The 16645-nt window shown below is 53.5% G+C and carries 17 protein-coding genes; 2 read left to right on the top strand and 15 right to left on the bottom strand.

Features of this window, described 5'->3' with window-relative positions; all coding sequences use genetic code 11:
• Positions 1 to 9 precede the first annotated feature (9 nt).
• Positions 10 to 1020 carry a LacI family DNA-binding transcriptional regulator gene (locus tag UTO39_RS02130; RefSeq protein ID WP_266177917.1) on the top strand — a complete coding sequence of 337 codons (1011 nt, stop codon included), beginning with the start codon at positions 10 to 12 and terminating at the stop codon, positions 1018 to 1020.
• Positions 1021 to 1054: 34 nt separating this feature from the next.
• Here UTO39_RS02130 and UTO39_RS02125 read toward each other — a convergent pair whose 3' ends face one another.
• The 15 genes from UTO39_RS02125 to pspA all read right to left on the bottom strand — a co-directional run bounded on the left by UTO39_RS02125 (position 1055) and on the right by pspA (position 15481).
• The gene (locus tag UTO39_RS02125) at positions 1055 to 1969 is read right to left on the bottom strand and encodes an OmpG family monomeric porin (RefSeq protein ID WP_151413659.1); all 915 of its coding nucleotides are present in this window, start codon (positions 1967 to 1969) and stop codon (positions 1055 to 1057) included.
• Positions 1970 to 2035: 66 nt separating this feature from the next.
• Positions 2036 to 3118, bottom strand: a complete 1083-nt coding sequence (locus UTO39_RS02120; protein ID WP_061098026.1) for an ABC transporter ATP-binding protein — start codon at positions 3116 to 3118, stop codon at positions 2036 to 2038.
• Positions 3119 to 3131: 13 nt separating this feature from the next.
• A complete protein-coding gene (gene pgmB, locus UTO39_RS02115; RefSeq protein WP_320726315.1) occupies positions 3132 to 3797 on the bottom strand; it encodes a beta-phosphoglucomutase in 666 nt (221 codons plus the stop codon).
• Positions 3787 to 6066 (bottom strand): glycoside hydrolase family 65 protein, encoded by a 2280-nt coding sequence (locus tag UTO39_RS02110; protein WP_320726314.1) that lies wholly within the window; start codon positions 6064 to 6066, stop codon positions 3787 to 3789. Before UTO39_RS02110 ends, pgmB begins: the two co-directional genes overlap by 11 nt.
• Complete coding sequence (locus UTO39_RS02105; RefSeq protein WP_266177913.1) at positions 6060 to 7118, bottom strand: Gfo/Idh/MocA family protein; 1059 nt, start codon at positions 7116 to 7118, stop codon at positions 6060 to 6062. The genes UTO39_RS02110 and UTO39_RS02105 overlap by 7 nt, the downstream gene beginning before the upstream one ends.
• 11 nt (positions 7119 to 7129) lie before the next feature.
• Positions 7130 to 7918 carry a sugar phosphate isomerase/epimerase gene (locus tag UTO39_RS02100; RefSeq protein WP_045260650.1) on the bottom strand — a complete coding sequence of 263 codons (789 nt, stop codon included), beginning with the start codon at positions 7916 to 7918 and terminating at the stop codon, positions 7130 to 7132.
• A gap of 17 nt (positions 7919 to 7935) precedes the next feature.
• Complete coding sequence (locus tag UTO39_RS02095; RefSeq protein ID WP_151413657.1) at positions 7936 to 8988, bottom strand: zinc-binding alcohol dehydrogenase; 1053 nt, start codon at positions 8986 to 8988, stop codon at positions 7936 to 7938.
• 29 nt (positions 8989 to 9017) lie between these two features.
• Complete coding sequence (locus tag UTO39_RS02090) at positions 9018 to 9860, bottom strand: carbohydrate ABC transporter permease (RefSeq protein ID WP_151413656.1); 843 nt, start codon at positions 9858 to 9860, stop codon at positions 9018 to 9020.
• Entirely contained in the window at positions 9847 to 10728 is an 882-nt protein-coding gene (locus UTO39_RS02085; RefSeq protein ID WP_028013373.1) for a carbohydrate ABC transporter permease, read from the bottom strand. The genes UTO39_RS02090 and UTO39_RS02085 overlap by 14 nt, the downstream gene beginning before the upstream one ends.
• A gap of 22 nt (positions 10729 to 10750) precedes the next feature.
• Positions 10751 to 12043 (bottom strand): ABC transporter substrate-binding protein, encoded by a 1293-nt coding sequence (locus UTO39_RS02080; RefSeq protein ID WP_266177912.1) that lies wholly within the window; start codon positions 12041 to 12043, stop codon positions 10751 to 10753.
• 13 nt (positions 12044 to 12056) lie between these two features.
• The gene (locus tag UTO39_RS02075; protein WP_320726313.1) at positions 12057 to 13754 is read right to left on the bottom strand and encodes a sugar phosphorylase; all 1698 of its coding nucleotides are present in this window, start codon (positions 13752 to 13754) and stop codon (positions 12057 to 12059) included.
• A gap of 184 nt (positions 13755 to 13938) precedes the next feature.
• Positions 13939 to 14163 (bottom strand): phage shock protein PspD, encoded by a 225-nt coding sequence (gene pspD / locus UTO39_RS02070; RefSeq protein WP_028013376.1) that lies wholly within the window; start codon positions 14161 to 14163, stop codon positions 13939 to 13941.
• A gap of 12 nt (positions 14164 to 14175) precedes the next feature.
• On the bottom strand, positions 14176 to 14535 hold the full coding sequence (gene pspC, locus UTO39_RS02065; RefSeq protein WP_320726312.1) for an envelope stress response membrane protein PspC: 360 nt from the start codon (positions 14533 to 14535) through the stop codon (positions 14176 to 14178).
• Positions 14535 to 14759 carry an envelope stress response membrane protein PspB gene (gene pspB / locus UTO39_RS02060; RefSeq protein ID WP_061098017.1) on the bottom strand — a complete coding sequence of 75 codons (225 nt, stop codon included), beginning with the start codon at positions 14757 to 14759 and terminating at the stop codon, positions 14535 to 14537. The genes pspC and pspB overlap by 1 nt, the downstream gene beginning before the upstream one ends.
• Before the next feature lie 53 nt (positions 14760 to 14812).
• Positions 14813 to 15481, bottom strand: coding sequence for a phage shock protein PspA (gene pspA / locus UTO39_RS02055; RefSeq protein WP_061098016.1), 669 nt, complete (start codon positions 15479 to 15481; stop codon positions 14813 to 14815).
• A 167-nt stretch (positions 15482 to 15648) separates the two neighbouring features.
• Here pspA and pspF point away from each other — a divergent pair, with 167 nt between their 5' ends.
• Positions 15649 to 16626 (top strand): phage shock protein operon transcriptional activator, encoded by a 978-nt coding sequence (gene pspF / locus UTO39_RS02050; protein ID WP_320726311.1) that lies wholly within the window; start codon positions 15649 to 15651, stop codon positions 16624 to 16626.
• The last annotated feature ends 19 nt before the right edge of the window (positions 16627 to 16645 follow it).

The raw sequence follows: 16645 nt of genomic DNA, 5'->3' as shown, positions 1-16645 counted from the left end.
GTAAGGTGTATGTCACCCACCATCTATGATATCGCACGGGTTGCGGGCGTATCGAAATCAACCGTTTCCCGCGTTCTGAATAAACAAACGAATATTTCCCCTGAAGCGCGAGACAAAGTGCTGAAGGCGATAGACGAATTAAATTATCAGCCCAACAAGCTGGCCCGCGCCCTGACCTCTTCTGGCTTTGATGCCATTATGGTTATTTCGACCCGCTCGACCAAAACCACTGCTGGTAACCCTTTTTTCTCCGATGTTCTTCACGCCATTACGGCAAAAGCGGAAGAGGAAGGGTTTGACGTTATTTTACAAACCTCAAAAAGCAGTGAGGACGATCTGCAGAAGTGCGTGGGAAAAATAAAGCAGAAGATGATCAAAGGGATCATCATGTTGAGTTCACCGGCAAACGAATCTTTTTTCACCACGCTGGACGAATACGGTGTGCCCGTGGTGGTTATTGGAAAAGTAGAAGGTAAGTTCCAGAATATTTATTCTGTTGATACGGACAATTTTCACGACAGTGCTATTTTGGTCGATTCGTTTATTAAACATGGACGAACAAAAATTGCCTGTCTGCATGCCCCGCTCGATTATCACGTTTCTATCGATCGCCTTGCGGGCTATAAATCCAGCCTTGAGAAGCAGGGTATCGCCATTAACCCGGAGTGGGTCATTGATGGCGGATATACCCATGAAAGCGCGCTTGAGGCAGCCTGCAAATTACTCTCGTCTGACAACCCGCCCAATGCCGTTTTTGCTACTGACAGTATGAAATTGTTGGGTCTTTATCGTGCAGCGGATGAGTTAAATCTGATGGTTCCCGAGCAGGTTGCCATGGCAGGATACAGCGATCCGATGCTGTCTCTCGTTTTAACCCCTGCGCCAGGCGGGTTTGATATCCCGACGAGAAAGCTCGGCGAAGAGAGCTGCAACGTGTTGTTTAAGCGTATTGCGGGTAAACCTGCGCCGCACAAGATTTTGGTTGATACGCATTTTTCGGATGCGGCTGCATTACGCTAAAAAACCAGGGGCAAACGCCCCTGGTAAATCATTATCAGAACGCGTAGTTCACGCCGACACCCGCGTAGTGGAAGCGATCGCTCTCACCTTCATCGTGGTTTTCCCATTCGTAGGCATATTCCAGCGTCATGGATAAACCGTTGTTAAAATCATAGGCGTACAGCATACCCAGACGGTTGAAATCATGCCCTTCACGCGTTGGATCGTCCTGCCAGTCCCAGTTTGACCAGCGATCGAGACCCAGTCGGGTATAAGGGGTTAAGGTAGTCTGACCCAACGAAATTGGCAGATAGGCGCGAATTTCCTGGGTAGAAAACTCGCCGTTATTACGTGAGCTGTCCATATTGAAGCCGCGCTCTAAATAGTAATTCACTTTGGCGGAGACGGTTTCATTGATAGTCCAGGTAAAGCCCGTTTCGGTCTCGACGCGGCTGTCAGAATAGCCGGTTTTTTCCAGATCGTTGGCAAACTGATACATGGCAAACCAGCCGCCGAAGCGCCAGTCGTCGGTTAATTTAATATCCCAGTCAGGCTGAACTTTGTAGCGCTGCATATTAGCGCTGCCGTCTTTGGCACCGTGTTCATCTTTAAAGTGATAACCATAATTGCGGAAGCCACCCGTAAGACCGAAAGTAAAATCATCGGTGCCGATAAAGCGATAGCGTAATTCAAATTCAGGACGATCGAAATAGGTGCCACGCGTCATGCTGCTATAATCAACCGGTCCTTCCTGATACATTGCCAGAGAGATTGTCCAGGCATCCCATGTTGCATTAAACCACACGGAGGGTTCATATAATCCATCTTTATCGTCGCCCTGACCTTCGACGTTTTCAATTTCATACATGGCACCGATATTAAACTCCCACTGCTTTGCGGATTCTGTTGCTTGCGCGCAGCTAACCCCTGCGCACAGAACGAGCGCAGCACTTCTTAGTAGAGTACTCATTAAATATTCCCTTTATAATTAACAAACAAAAAAACCGGAAATTTGCATTTCCGGCAAACACCTTTCTTATCTAATAGCCGCTTCGGTATCGGCGTCGAAGAAATGGCACTTATTCATATCGAACTGAATGCCGATAGTATCTCCGGCTACGTAGTCATTGGCCGCGCCCGCACGGACAACCAGTTCATGTCCGCCCACGGTGGCATAAAGCATAAATTCGGCACCGGTCAGCTCAGCGACGCTGACTTTCGCCGTGATATCTTCTCCGCTGCTTTGCAGGGTAAGAATATCTTCCGGACGGATCCCGAAGACCACCGCTTTACGCTGGTAACCCTGCGCATTCAGTTCGGCCAGCTTGTCCTCGGGGATTTCCAGACGCAGCGTTTCCGTCACGAAATAGCGATCGTCGATAGCGCCACGAATGAAGTTCATTGCCGGAGAGCCAATGAACCCTGCGACAAACATATTGGCAGGCTCGTTGTACACCTGCTTCGGCGCACCCACCTGCTGAATGATGCCGTCTTTCAGGATCACGATGCGGGTTGCCATCGTCATGGCTTCCGTCTGGTCGTGCGTCACATAGATCATGGTGGTGTTAAGCTTCTGGTGCAGCTTGCTGATTTCGGCACGCATCTGCACGCGAAGCTTGGCATCGAGGTTGGATAACGGCTCATCCATCAGGAAAACGCCCGCTTCGCGCACGATCGCCCTGCCCAGCGCCACGCGCTGGCGCTGACCGCCCGATAAAGCGCCAGGCTTACGCTTCAGGTATTCACGTAACCCCAAAATCTGCGCCGCCCAGTTAACGCGTTCTTCAATCACCGCGGGCGCTATTTTTTGCATTTTCAGGCCAAACGCCATGTTGTCGTAGACCGTCATGTGCGGATAAAGCGCGTAGTTCTGGAATACCATCGCAATATCGCGCGACTTGGCGGGCACGTCATTCATGCAAACGCCGTCAATAATCAGTTCCCCCGCGCTGATCTCCTCAAGACCGGCAATCATTCGCAGGGTCGTGGATTTACCGCAGCCCGACGGACCGACGAAAACAATAAACTCTTTGTCTTCAATTTCGAGGTTGAAATCCTTAACCACGTGGACCTGGTTATCATAGATTTTCTGAATATGTTTCAGAGACAGTTGAGCCATAATTTATTCCTTATCAATACGCCCGGGACGCCCAGAATTCTGTGAGGCATTTCCAGGTCAGTTCCCGCGTTGAATGAAGTTGTAATCCCGCATGGTTAAGGCCAGGCCCAATCCCGACCGACAGCATTCCTGCGGCGTTGATTGCTTCAACACCCGCAGCGGCATCTTCAATGCCAATGGCCTCTTCAGGGCGCACATTCAGCCCCGCACAGGCCGCAAGGAAGATCTCCGGGTCCGGTTTTGAGCGGCTAATGCGGGAAGCATCAGCGCAAAAATCGAAGGCCTGATGAATGCCCAGCGCGTGCAAAATCCCTGGGGCATTGAGCGATACGGATGCCAGCCCAATTTTGACCTTCGCGGCACGGATCTCCCCCAGCACGTCGCGGATCCCCGGCAGCAGAGAATCCTTCGTCAGTGATGCCAGCGACTGGACGTAAAGCGCGTTTTTTTTCGTCGCAAGCGCCAGGCACTGCTCCTCGCTAAACATACCCGCTTTCCCGCCATGCATCAGAATGCGCTGGAGGGAATCCATGCGGCTTATCCCCTTCAGCTGTTCGTTAAAGACTTCATCAAAGGTGATGCCAATTTCTTCCGCCACGGCGCGCCAGGCCAGAAAGTGCAGATGTGCGGTATCGGTGATCACACCGTCCAGATCGAATACGACAGCCTTAAGCGTCATGGTGCCCCTCCGTGGTAGCGGTCCCAAATGCGGATGCAGAAAAGTCCTTATGAGCGCAAACTTTTCGCTCCGATACGTGCAGCATTTTGCCCCACAGCGTCAGCGTGGCAGGCGCCGTGGTTTCAATGGTTAACACCTCGTTTTCATAGGTGAAGTACATTGTTGCGTTCCGCCACCGCAGCGGGAAAGCAAGTTTCTGCCAGTGAGCAGGCAGTTTCGGCGCGAGATGCAGCTCCCCTTCAATGATTTGCAGGCCAGCAAACCCCTGAATGGCACCAGACCAGATCGCACCGGTGGCCGCGGCATGAATGCCCTCATCGCTGCTGTGCGGATCGTCGCCCAAATCAATGGCGATACCGTCGCGCCAGAAGGCATAGGCCCCCTGCGTGTCACCGCAGCGCGCGAGCACAATCCCGTGAATGGCTTTGCTCAGCGACGAGTCATGGATCGTGCGTGGCTCATAGAACGCCAGATTGGCGGCGCATTGCTGCGGCGTAAACCGTTCCGGCAGCAGGTAGTTGAGCATCACCACATCGGCCTGCTTAAGAATCTGCATCTCGTTCACTTCCGCACGGGAATAATCGAGCAGAATCGTCTGCTTACCCGCTTTGGCTTTATAGCGGCTCAGATCGATGGCAGGTTTTGACATGAAGGTATCATCCTGCGGGATCACACCGTCTGCATCGGCCTCTGGCAGCCATAAGCGCGCCAGGAACTGCGTGGCATTCTCCGTGAAACGCACATCCTCACGCTCAAACATCGCCATAAACTGGCGCGCGCAGGCAACGTTGTGCCAGGCCAGATAGTTGGTGTAGGCGTTGTTGTTCACGTGCTCGGTGTATTCGTCCGGTCCGATCACGTCATGGATTTCCAGACGACCGTTGATTTCCGTGGCGCGTCCCATCCAGAACAAGGCCGTTTCCATCAGCAGCGTCAGGCCTTCGTTACGCATAAAGGCATCATCGTGCGTCGCCTGCCAGTAAGCGACGACCGCCCAGGCGATATCTGCCACGATGTGATGTTCAGCGAGTGCAGAAGCCACCTTCTGGCGTACCCCGGTGCGGATGTTGATCGCCGCGAACTCTGGCGTCTCTTCCTCTCCGCTTGCGGCGCTTTCCCACGGGAACAGCGCGCCAGGCCAGCCGTTACGACGGGCTTTTGCCCGGGCGCCTGAGAGATTGAGCCAGCGATAGCGCAAAAGGCTACGGGCAATCTTCGGGCGGGTAAACAGATGGAAAGGCAGCAGGAAAATTTCGGTATCCCAGAAAACGTGACCCTTATACCCCTCTCCCGTCAGCCCTTTTGCAGCAATACTGCTTCGCTCATCATGGGCAGGCGTCATTGTGGTCAGATGCCAGACAGCATAATCCAGCGCCATCTGATCCTGACGCTCCGCGGAAGTCACTTCCACCCGCGCGTCATGCCAGACGCCTTTCCACGCATATGCTGAGCTTTCAAGCAACGCGTCGTAGCCTCTTGCGGCAGAGACTTTGAGATCGGCCAGCGCGTTGCGCGCGAAAGACTCCTGTGACAGCGCTTTATCACTGCGATGCGTCAGCCAGACGATTTTCTCAAGCGTGACAGTGTCACCCTGCGCAATCGTCAGCGAATGGTGAACGCTGAGACGACGGTTTTTGGCGGTGAAGCAGCTGTCGCTCTTCGCTGAGAGCTGACAAAACGCCGAAACAACAACCTCAGACGCCCGATCCTGCGTTTCATACACGCCCTGCATGTAGTGCTGGTCAAAGACCCTGACCGAGATTTCATCCAGATGCTGTCTGCCGCTGTTCGTTTGTGTTGCGTCAATGCCGGTTTTCAGCACCGCCTGCGTGGCGCCATCAAGGGGCGTGATCGAGAGCTGCATAGCCACTAATGGCAGCTGGTCCAGCGACACAAAACGACGACTCTCCACTCGATAGCGTTTCCCGTTGGGTGAACGCCAGACAACGTTACGATGCAGTTCGCCGTTAGCAAAGGCCAGCTCGCGCTGCCACTCAAGGATATCCCCTGAAAGGAGGGTGAAATTGATGCCATCCAGCTCAACATCAATCCCGGTGATATCCGGCAGATTGACCAGCTCAGTGGTCTCGTTGCGCCCCGCGCGATGATACAGCCCCGCGAGGTACATACCTCTGGTCTGCTGGGTGTAATCTTCTTCGTGCGCAGCGCGAATGCCCATGTAGCCGTTACCGCAGGCCATGACAGAGGCGTATTTGTTCAGGCTGTGAGGACAAAAGCCCGGTTCGGTTAATACAGACACGTTCAGCATAATGTCACGCTTTCCCCTGTTTCTGCTGATTCATACAGCGCGGCGACAAGCTGCTGAATAACCAGTCCCTGTTCTGCATCGGCAATCATGACGGGCTCTCCCTGCACATGGCGCACAAAGGCATCCATGCTGCGCAGATGGCGCTGATCGTCCGCCTCTTCGCGCTGGGTAAGGGTTTCTAAAACACCGGCTTCGTCGTTGTAGATGTGCGCCGGGAACAGCGTTGCCCCCGCCTTTTCACCGCAGAAAGAGACGTTCATGATCGACTGCTCGCGAATGTTAAGCGCAAAGGAGGTGTCCAGACGCAGAATGCCGCCGTTGCAGAATTCAATCGTGCCAAACAGGGCATCTTCCACGGTAAATTGCGTTGGGTCCCACTCGCCAAACTGACCGGTGCTTTTACGGTTTCCCAGCCTCTGGAAACTGTGCGCGGTCACCCGTTTTACCGCAGGGAAACCCAGGACATACATTGCGGCGTCAAGCATATGAATGCCGATATCAATCAGCGGTCCGCCACCCTGTAACGATTTGTTGGTAAAAACGCCCCACCCCGGTACACCGCAGCGGCGCAGCGCCTGCGCCGAGGTAAAGTAAACTTCACCGAGCGTCCCGTTCATTACCGCATCACGCAGCAGTTGGGTATCCAGGGCAAAGCGATGGTGAAAATCATACGCCAGGACTTTTCCTGCCTTGCGCGCCGCAATGCGCATCTGGTCGGCCTGTTCCGGCGTCATCGCCGGGGGCTTTTCACACATAACGTGACAACCTGCTGCAAGGGCTGCCATTACGTGTTCAAAATGGAACCGGTTGGGCGAACAGACGCTCACCACATCCGGTTTTACTGCCTGCAACATCTCGTGAGCGTCCTGCCATGCCGATGGAATAGCATAACGTTCCGCGAACGCCTGTGCCTGCTCAAGGCGGCTGTCCATGACAGCCACCATTTGAACATCACTGCGCGTGGCGTAATACGAGGCATGCACTTTGTCCGCGACCTGCCCGGCGCCAATAATGGCGACGCGCAGAGGCGAAGGTGTAGAAGCACTCATCACGCTCGTCATCCTTAGCATTCACGCAAATAAGTGAGAGAGTCCTGATAAGCCTTAGCCGGATCCTCGGCGCGAACACGGCATTCATACACCACGTATCCCTGATAGTTATCGGCACGCAGCTGGTCGAACAGGCTGGCAAAATCGAGGCTGCCGCTGCCCGGCTGATAGCGATGATTATCTGCAATGTGCACATGACCCAGCAGATCGCGGTTCTGATGCAGCGCGTCCGTCAGCGAGTCTTCTTCAATGTTCATGTGGTAGAAGTCGCCGATGATCTGCACGTGCTTCAGGCCGTTCTCTTCGATATAACGACGCGCGTCTGCCAGGGTGTTGATCATATGATCCTGGTAGCGGTTCAGCGGCTCCAGGTAGACGGTAGTGCCGGTGCGCGCCGCCACTTCATCCAGCCAGCGCAGCGAGGCGCTAACCGCTTTGCGGTCACCGTCCAGGCTGCGTGGGGAGGTCATTGGCGGTAAACGGAAGGTAAACATGCCCCAGGCAGCAGGCACGATAATGCCCTTTCCGCCGACTTCCGCCAGCGCTTCCAGAATGCGTTCGATCTGCTGTAACCCGTTCAGACGGCGTTCTTCGATGAAATCACCGATCCAGCCATCGTATCCGCCACATGCTGTCGTCACCGGCAGGCCAGTGGCTTTGATAGCGGCTTTCACTTCGTCGAGATTTTCCACCAGCAGGCGGCCATCAATTTCGTAGCCATCAAAACCCATCGCTTTGATGTACTCGAATTTTTCCATGATGTTGGTCGGGAAAAAGGCCTGGTTTTGTGTTGCGATCTTCATGATTTGCTGTCCTTAGCTTAAAAAGTGACGCCCATTTTGATACTGAGTTCCGGATGCTGATCGACATACTTCATATAGCTTTCCGGGCTGGTGGCGAAGGTCACGACCGGGTCGATCAGATCGTCACAGTTCAGATAACCGTTCATCAGCAATTCCCAGCAGGTCTCTTCGATACGCTTGCGGCTCCAGCGCGGATAGTCCGGGTTGGGTTCACTGCAGGCGCGGGAGAAGACAATCTTCGCGTTGTTGAAATGTGCTTCGCGGCCGAGGTTGAAACCCGCGGCAAACGGCTTGGCGAACGCCACGTAGGAGATGGTGCCGCCGTAGGCAAGTCCGCGCAGCGCAGACTGCAGCGCATCGGCAAAGCCGCTGGTTTCGATGATCACGTCCGCGCCCTGCTTGCCGGTCAGCTTTTTGATTTCCAGACCGACATCGGTACCGATTGGATTCAGGCAGTGGTCCGCGCCGTGACGGCGGGCGATTTCACAGCGATGTTCGATCGGATCAACGCCGATAACCACAGACGCACCGGCCTTTTTCGCCAGCTGAATCGCAATCTGCCCGATGGCTCCCAGACCGACCACGACAACAAAGTCGCCCACGCGGACGTTAGCATCACGCACGCCGCTCATGGCGAACTGCGCCGGATCGTAGCAAACGGCATTCTTCCAGGACGCGCCCTGCGGCATTTTACGCAGCTTATAGTTGTTCACCGCGTTAACGATAACCGTCTCCTGCAGCGGGCCGTAGCAGCAGACGCTGTCGCCAATCTGGTATTCCGTCACGTCTGCACCGCATTCAATAATGTCGCCAACGATCATGTTGCCCAGCTGGAACTTACCGAATTCGATACCGCGCGCAGCGCCCTCTTCACGCGGCGTGAACATCTGCCACTCTGCGTTGAACTCTTCATCAATAAACGGGCTTGCCGCGCGGAAATCCACGACTTCCGTACCGTGCTTCGGGGCGCCAAAGCGGGCGCGAATTTTCACTTCATGTGCTTCCACAGCACGGTCTTCATATTCCACCAGCGCCGCCACGCGTGGCGCTGTCGCAACTAACTTCTTCATAACTTGCTCCTGATAAAAAATTGGCCGCCTTAGCCCTTGACGCCACCGGCGGTCAAACCACTTTTAATAAAACGTTCAGAGAGTGCGTACATGATGACCACAGGAAGCGCCGTCACCAGCGATGCCGCCATCATGCGACCCCAGATATAATCTGGCGTACTAAAGAGCGTGTTCAGCCCGACCGGCAGGGTAAAGTTGCTGGCACTGGACAGGAAAATGGAGGCAAACAGGTAGTCGTTCCATGCCACCATGAAGCAGTAAACAAACACCGACACGAGACCGGAAATGGCCAGCGGCACGGTAATGCGGAAGATGATTTGCAGTCGGTTCAGACCATCCATCATCGCGGCCTCTTCTATTTCGTCCGGAATGGTGTCGAAATAGCTGCGCAGCATGAATACCGCCGTAGGCAATGTCTGGGTCACCATGGTGATGATCAGCGCCAGTTCAGTGTCGTAAATGCCGAGCGCGGTAATGATTTTGAACAGCGGCACCACCAGCAATATCCCGGAGAACATATAGACGGTGTAGAAGCTCGCGTTGATCGTCGTGCGTCCTTTAAAACGCAGCTTGGACAAAGCGTAAGCGCCCAGCGTGCCGAGAAACACCGCAATTACCGATGACGTCAGCGACACCACCATGCTGTTGCGGAAGTAATCCACAAACGGGAAGATCAGCGGGTTAAAGATGTCGACGTAATGCTGAAGCGTCCACGCCTGCGGCAGAATAGTCGGATTCAGCGATATGGCCTCTTTCGCGCTCTTGAATGAGGTCATCAGCATCACGAAGAACGGGAACAGCGTGATAATCAGAAATACCGCCAGCCCCAGATAGAAACCAATACGGCCCAGTATGCGTTTATTTGTTGCCATTGAGGTTTACCCTTTTTCTGGTCAGCAGAATGACGGCGAAGATGATCACAAACAGCACAACGGAAATGGCGGCTGCTTTACCCAGATCGTTGAATGCAAAGGCGGTTTTATAGAGATACACGCCCAGAATATCGACCTTCGTGGTCAGCAGATAAACATCCGCAAACATGTAGAACATCCAGATAGTTCGCAGCGTGACCACCGTTGCCAGTACGGGCATGATGGCGGGCAACGTGACGATACGGAAACGCTGCCAGGCGTTGGCTCCGTCCATCTCTGCCGCTTCATACAGCGATTTATCAATGGTCTGCAAAATCGCCAGGAATGAGATAAAGGCATACGGGAAGTAGCGCCAGATGGCGAACAGCACCACCAGCACGAAGCTGCTGCCAGGGTTGTCGAACCAGAGCGGCGCCTGGTCATACAGATGCAGCAGATCGACGCCCAGATAGTTCACAATGCCGTAGCCGTTGTTGAACATGTATTTCCAGGCAAACACCAGGGAAATAGAGGGCGTCACGTAAGATAAAATCACCAGCGAACGCGCCGTCTTCCGCAGACGGAACTCACGGTTAAAGAAGATAGCGACGGCAAGCCCCAGCCCGGTACTGCCGAGCACGACCAGCGCCGTATACCAGAACGTCATCCACAGCGAGTGCCAGAACGCAGCATCCCCAAGAATGCGGATGTAGTTATCCAGGCCGACGAACACCGCATCAATACGCGGGTTAAGCGGCAGACGTAAGAAACTGATTTCAATATTGGAAATCATTGGCCAGGCCACCAGGCCCCCCAGCAAAATCAGGCTGGGGGCCAACAGCAGCATGGCGAAAGGCATATCTGAACGACCAGAAAACAACGTCTTCATAATTTCCTTCCGCAGAGCGCTCCTATCGTTGTGAAATCAGGTCAGTCAGTCGCGTCTGGCTCTTGCTGAGCGTTGCGCTGAGATCTTGTTTACCCACAGTGACGTTATGCACCATGGAGCTGATAATGCCGGACCCTGTCACATCGCCCATGCGCGTGAAGTTTTTGTCGCCGACAGCGCCAAACACCTGCACGTTCGGGAACTGGGCGATCAGTTCATAAGGCAGTTGCCCAAACGCTTTAATCACCTCGTTGTTTTTCCAGGTATCGGTGCCTACCACCAGCGTGTTCACCGGCAGCGCCGCACCCGGCGACATCATGACCCAGTCGGTTGCGTTTTGAGCCTGCTCCATCCACGTCACAAACTTTTCAGCCGCTTGCGTTTCTTCTTCGGTTTGGCCGGTGGTGATCGTCAGCGAGGTAACCATGCCGTAGACGGCAGAGGACTTTTCTGTCGGGACGACGAAGCCAAGGTTGGCAGGGTTACCATCCAGGAATACCGCTGGCAGGATGTAGGTGGAATAGACGGCCATCGGCGCAGAACCGTTCATGAAGGCATCTTTGATCTCCATGACGTCGTTCGAGCCCGGCATGGTGGTCGCGGCCAGCGATTTATAGAACGCCAGCGCCTTCGCCATTTCAGGGGTATCAATTTCAACGTTTCCGTTGGCATCAAAAACGTTCGCGCCGCCGGACAGCGCAAACTGGGAGAACGCCTGCTCGGTCATGACGCTTTCCGCGGTAGGAAGTGCAATGCCGTAATGTTTGTTGGCCGGATCGTTAAGTTTCTGGCTGGCTTTCAGCAGTTGTTCCCAATTATGCGGTTCCTGAATACCTGCAGCGGCAAGCACATCTTTGTGATACCAGACGCCGGACAGCCAGGCACTCATCGGCACGCCCGTCCAGGCGGTGCCGTCTTCGGTACGCACAACGCGCAGGATCCCGTCATAGAAGGTCTTTTCGCCTACCGCTTTAATGGCTTCGCCGATAGCCTTGCGATCCAGCAGTTGTTCCTTATCCATGACTTTCGCGTAATCATGGCTGACTTCAATCACCTCAGGCAGCGCGCCCGTTCTGGCGAGCGTAATCACCTTGGTGTTGTAGGCGTCTTCTTCCACCGGCACCTGCTTCACCGTAATGCCAGGGTTTTCTTTTTCGAATTTTTCGATCAGCTTCGTAATAACCGCCTGACGCTCCTGCTCTACTGACGAGTGCATGAACTCAATGGTCACAGCAGACGCTTTATCATCCTTACAGCCTGATAACAGGGCGCACGAAACCAGTGCTGATAACAGCACAATTTTGGGCATTTTCATTTTAGGGTCCTTTTTAGTTTTCTTTAATCCACATAACCTGCCATGGATTGAGGGTCAGTTCTTTACCGCTAACAGCTTGTCCTGATAGTAATTCCATACCAGTAAGCGTGTCCCCATAAACGGTATGAACGTTATTACTAAAATTAAACAGGGCTGTAATTTTCTCACCGTTTTCAGCCACGCGAACAATTTTAAGAATTTGTTCATTCAGTGATTCAAAAAATGCCTGCGCATCAGGGTGAAACGCCCTTTCCCCACGACGAATCGCAATAAACTCGCTTAAGCGGGAATAAATTTTATGACGAACGCTATTTTTATTATTAAGTTCGAGATCAACCTGACCTGCGGTATATTTCTTGCGGTTTATTGCGCGGTTATAGCCGAGGCGCTCGACCCCTTCATAATCGTTACGGGAGCCAAGAATGCTTTGAATATACACGGCAGGTACACCAGGGAAACTTAACAGCACCGCGTGCGCCAGAATAAAGCGCGCGATGCGTTCATCATCGGAACTGTTTTGCGCGCTTAACGCGTCAAGATAGGTCACATTGATTTCGTAAGGGCTACGCGTTCCGTCAGGATTATTTTTCCAGTTGACCAGTGCCCCTTCCTGCTGAAGTTTCTCAACCAGTGCGAGGATTTCTGATTCCGGCAGAATGCCGCGCAGCGGGTTCAGACCGATACCGTCATGAGACGCCAGGAAGTTGAACCAGGTCGTTTTTGTTGAAGGCAGCGCCAGCGACCCCGCCCACTGACAGAGAGCTTTAACATCCTGACGGTGCACAGCATGCAGCACCAACGGCGGCAAGGAGAACTGGTAGACCATCTGGGCTTCATTTTCACCGTCACCGAAATAAGAGATATTGTCCTTATGCGGAACGTTCGTCTCAGTAATGATCACGGTACCTGGCGCCACGGCCTCGGTAATAGCACGGAAAAGCTGGATGAGGCAGTGAGTCTGTTCCAGATGGATGCAGCTTGTCCCAGGGATCTTCCACATAAACCCGACGGCGTCCAGACGGATATAACGCGCCCCTTCCGCCAGGTAATGGAGCAGCACGTCAACCATCGCAATTAGCACCTGAGGCGAGGCGAAGTTGAGATCGATCTGGTCATCGCTGAAGGTGGTCCAAAGATGACGCACGCTGCCATCATGCAGCGTAAATGGCGTCAGCAACGGTAATGCGCGAGGACGCGTCACCGCAGATAAATCGGTTTCAGGATCGACAGCAATAAAGAAATCTTCGTAGCCAGGTTTCTGCGCAAGATAATTAGCAAACCATTCACTTTTTGCTGACATGTGGTTGCACACGAAATCAAACATTAAGCTGGCAGACTGTTTTAAATCAGCAACGTCTTGCCAGGTCCCGGTTTCAGGCGCAACGTTGTGGTAATCAATAACGGAAAATCCGTCATCAGAGGACCAAGGATAAAAAGGTAAAAGATGGACATGGGAAAACGTGCGAGCGAGCCACTCATTATAAAAGCGGGTAAATACCGGCAACGCTTTCTCCCCTTTCGCGGAGAACTGATCGGCGTAGGTGATCAGAACAACATCTTTTTCATCCCAGCCTGATTTACGCTTTTCTGTAATATTAACAGCAGCTTGTTCAAGCTTTGTTAATAACACTTTAAAATGTGCTTCAGAAAATGATTCACCGTAAATATGATTGATAAGATTTTTAATTTTTGCGTTCACATTATTTTCCATGGTAGCGGTCCCACGAAGGGCAATCTACTCCCCTGAAAAATATCTGTCAACGAACCGGGAGGCTGAAAAACGCAATTACAAAGCAGCTCTGTGCAGTAATGTGAGCTGCCGCAAAGAAAGTGAGGGAAAGGGATGAAATGTCGTTAGCCCTTCCGGGGAGAGAAAGGGCTAACGCGAGCGTGAATTATCGGGATAAGTAGCGGCGTGACAGCCGCTTTGCCGCTTTTTGCAACAGAGGTTCAAGCGCCACGGCCAGCAACATTCTGACCGGCTTGCGGGCAACAGATTTGATCGCCCAGCCCGCCACACCTGCCGGGCCGTAACGTAACGCCGTCATCAGAACCAGTTTACCTGCGATTTTCAGGCCGGGTTTTACCTTCTGACCGGCCTGTTGCCAGTTTTTCTTCATGTATGTTCTCTCTTAAAGCTGACGAAAACGACTTCTCAGCGTAAAGGTATCGGATGTGACATAACGTTCCATCTCACGCAACCGCTTCTCACCGGCTGCCAATTGATCGTCAACCGCATTGAGAAGATCGTTACTGGTAGGCGCGCCTTCCGCAGCCAGTTCGCCTTCCGGCATCGGGTCAAGAACGAACGCCAGAACGATGTATGCCACGAAGGTGATAAACGCCAGGCCGAAAAATATCGACAGTACCGTGACCACACGCACCAGCTTTACCGGAACGTCAAGATAATGGGCCAGCCCGGCGCAAACGCCGCGCACCATGCCCTGCTGTGGAATTCGCCACAATTTTTTATTCAGATTCAGTCCTGACATTAACGGTCCCTCCAGTTAGGATGTTCTGCATCCAGGATAGCTTCCAGCGCCTGAATGCGATCGCGCATCTTATTCGCCTGGTCGGTAAGCTGCGCCAGACGTTGTTGTTCACTCTGGGATAAATCGTCCCGCGATGAACGGTTGCTGTAGTGCAGCCATAGCCAAATCGGCAAAACAAACAGCACGAAAATCGTCAGGGGAATGGCCAGGAAAAGCGCGCTCATGTGTACTCCTTGTCGTCGGATGCTTAGCGGCACGCTCAGGTGCCGCAACATTATTATTGGTTATCTTGCTTCATTTTGGCTTTCAATGCCGCCAGCTGCTCGCTGATTTCATCGTCCGCTTTCAGGTCAGCAAACTGTTGATCCAGCGACTTTTGCTTACCCATGCTGTGGCTCTCTGCTTCCGCTTCCATCTGGTCGATACGACGCTCAAATGACTCAAATCGCGCCATGGCCTCATCCAGCTTGCCGCTGTCCAGCTGACGACGCACGTCGCGGGAAGAGCTTGCCGCCTGGTGACGCAGGGTCAGTGCCTGCTGACGCGCGCGGGTTTCGCTCAGTTTATTTTCGAGCTCACCAATCTCTTTCTTCATGCGGGTGAGCGTGTCGTCCACCAGCGTAACTTCATGCTCAAGCGTAGCGATCATGTCCGCCAGCTTCTGCTTTTCAATTAACGCCGCCCGAGCCAGATCTTCTTTATCTTTGCGCAGGGCGAGCTCCGCTTTTTCCTGCCATTCATTGAGCTGAGCGGTGGCCTGCTCAATACGGCGCGTTAACTGTTTTTTCTCAGCCAGCGCACGGGCGGAGGTAGAACGAACTTCAACCAGCGTGTCTTCCATCTCCTGAATCATCAGGCGCACCAGCTTCTGCGGATCTTCCGCTTTCTCCAGCAGCGAGTTGATGTTGGCGTTCACGATGTCGGCAAAACGAGAAAAAATACCCATAATCAAATCCTCATAGTTCTGTTATCGGGGCTATGCCCTGCTGTACTGATAATACAATTCCCGTGCCAGTTTTTTATCTTATTGATTTTACACAGTGTGATTGATTTTTACTCACCACAGCACTATGCTGACCTGGTGAATATCGCTAAGGAGTGGTTAATTTCATCATGGCTCAATACAAAGATAACTTACTCGGCGAAGCCAACAGCTTTCTTGAGGTGCTGGAACAGGTTTCTCGCCTTGCGCCGCTCAACAAACCGGTGCTGATTATCGGCGAGCGCGGCACGGGTAAGGAACTGATAGCCAACCGTCTGCACTATTTATCCGGACGCTGGGACGGCCCCTTCATTTCTCTAAACTGTGCGGCGCTGAATGAAAACCTGCTCGACACCGAGCTGTTTGGCCACGAGGCGGGCGCGTTTACCGGCGCTCAGAAGCGCCATCCAGGGCGTTTTGAGCGCGCCGACGGCGGCACGCTGTTTCTTGATGAACTCGCCACCGCGCCGATGCTGGTGCAGGAAAAGCTGCTGCGCGTGATTGAGTATGGCGAACTGGAACGCGTCGGCGGCAGCCAGCCGCTGCAGGTTAACGTGCGCCTGGTCTGCGCCACCAACGCCAATTTGCCGGAGATGGTCGCGGAGGAGAAATTCCGTGCCGATCTCCTTGACCGCCTGGCCTTTGACGTCGTTCAGCTTCCTCCGCTGCGCGAGCGCAAAAGCGACATCATGCTGCTGGCAGACCAGTTTGCGATTCAGATGTGCCGCGAACTGGGTCTCCCGCTTTTCCCCGGCTTCAGCGATCGTGCGCGGGAGACGCTTCTGGCCTACCGCTGGCCGGGAAATATCCGCGAGCTGAAGAACGTCGTGGAGCGTTCAGTTTACCGCCACGGCAGCAGCGAGACGGAGCTGGACAATATCATTATCGATCCTTTTCAGCGCAGTGCGCCGCCGGTACCCGCGCCATCGTCTTCAGGCGACGCCCCAACGCTCCCGCTGGATTTACGCCAGTTCCAGCACGACCAGGAGCAGCAGCTATTGGAGCAAAGCCTGAAGGCGGCGAAATATAACCAGAAACGGGCGGCTGAACTCCTGGGGCTGACCTACCATCAGTTACGGGCATTGCTCAAAAAGCATCAAATGCGCTGACAATATCGGCACTTGCCCG

Source organism: Enterobacter sp. 118C5 (genome assembly GCF_034107645.1).
Lineage (GTDB): Bacteria > Pseudomonadota > Gammaproteobacteria > Enterobacterales > Enterobacteriaceae > Enterobacter > Enterobacter nematophilus.
The sequence above is the reverse complement of the archived record's forward strand: the minus strand, read 5'-3'. Positions and strand labels throughout refer to the sequence as shown.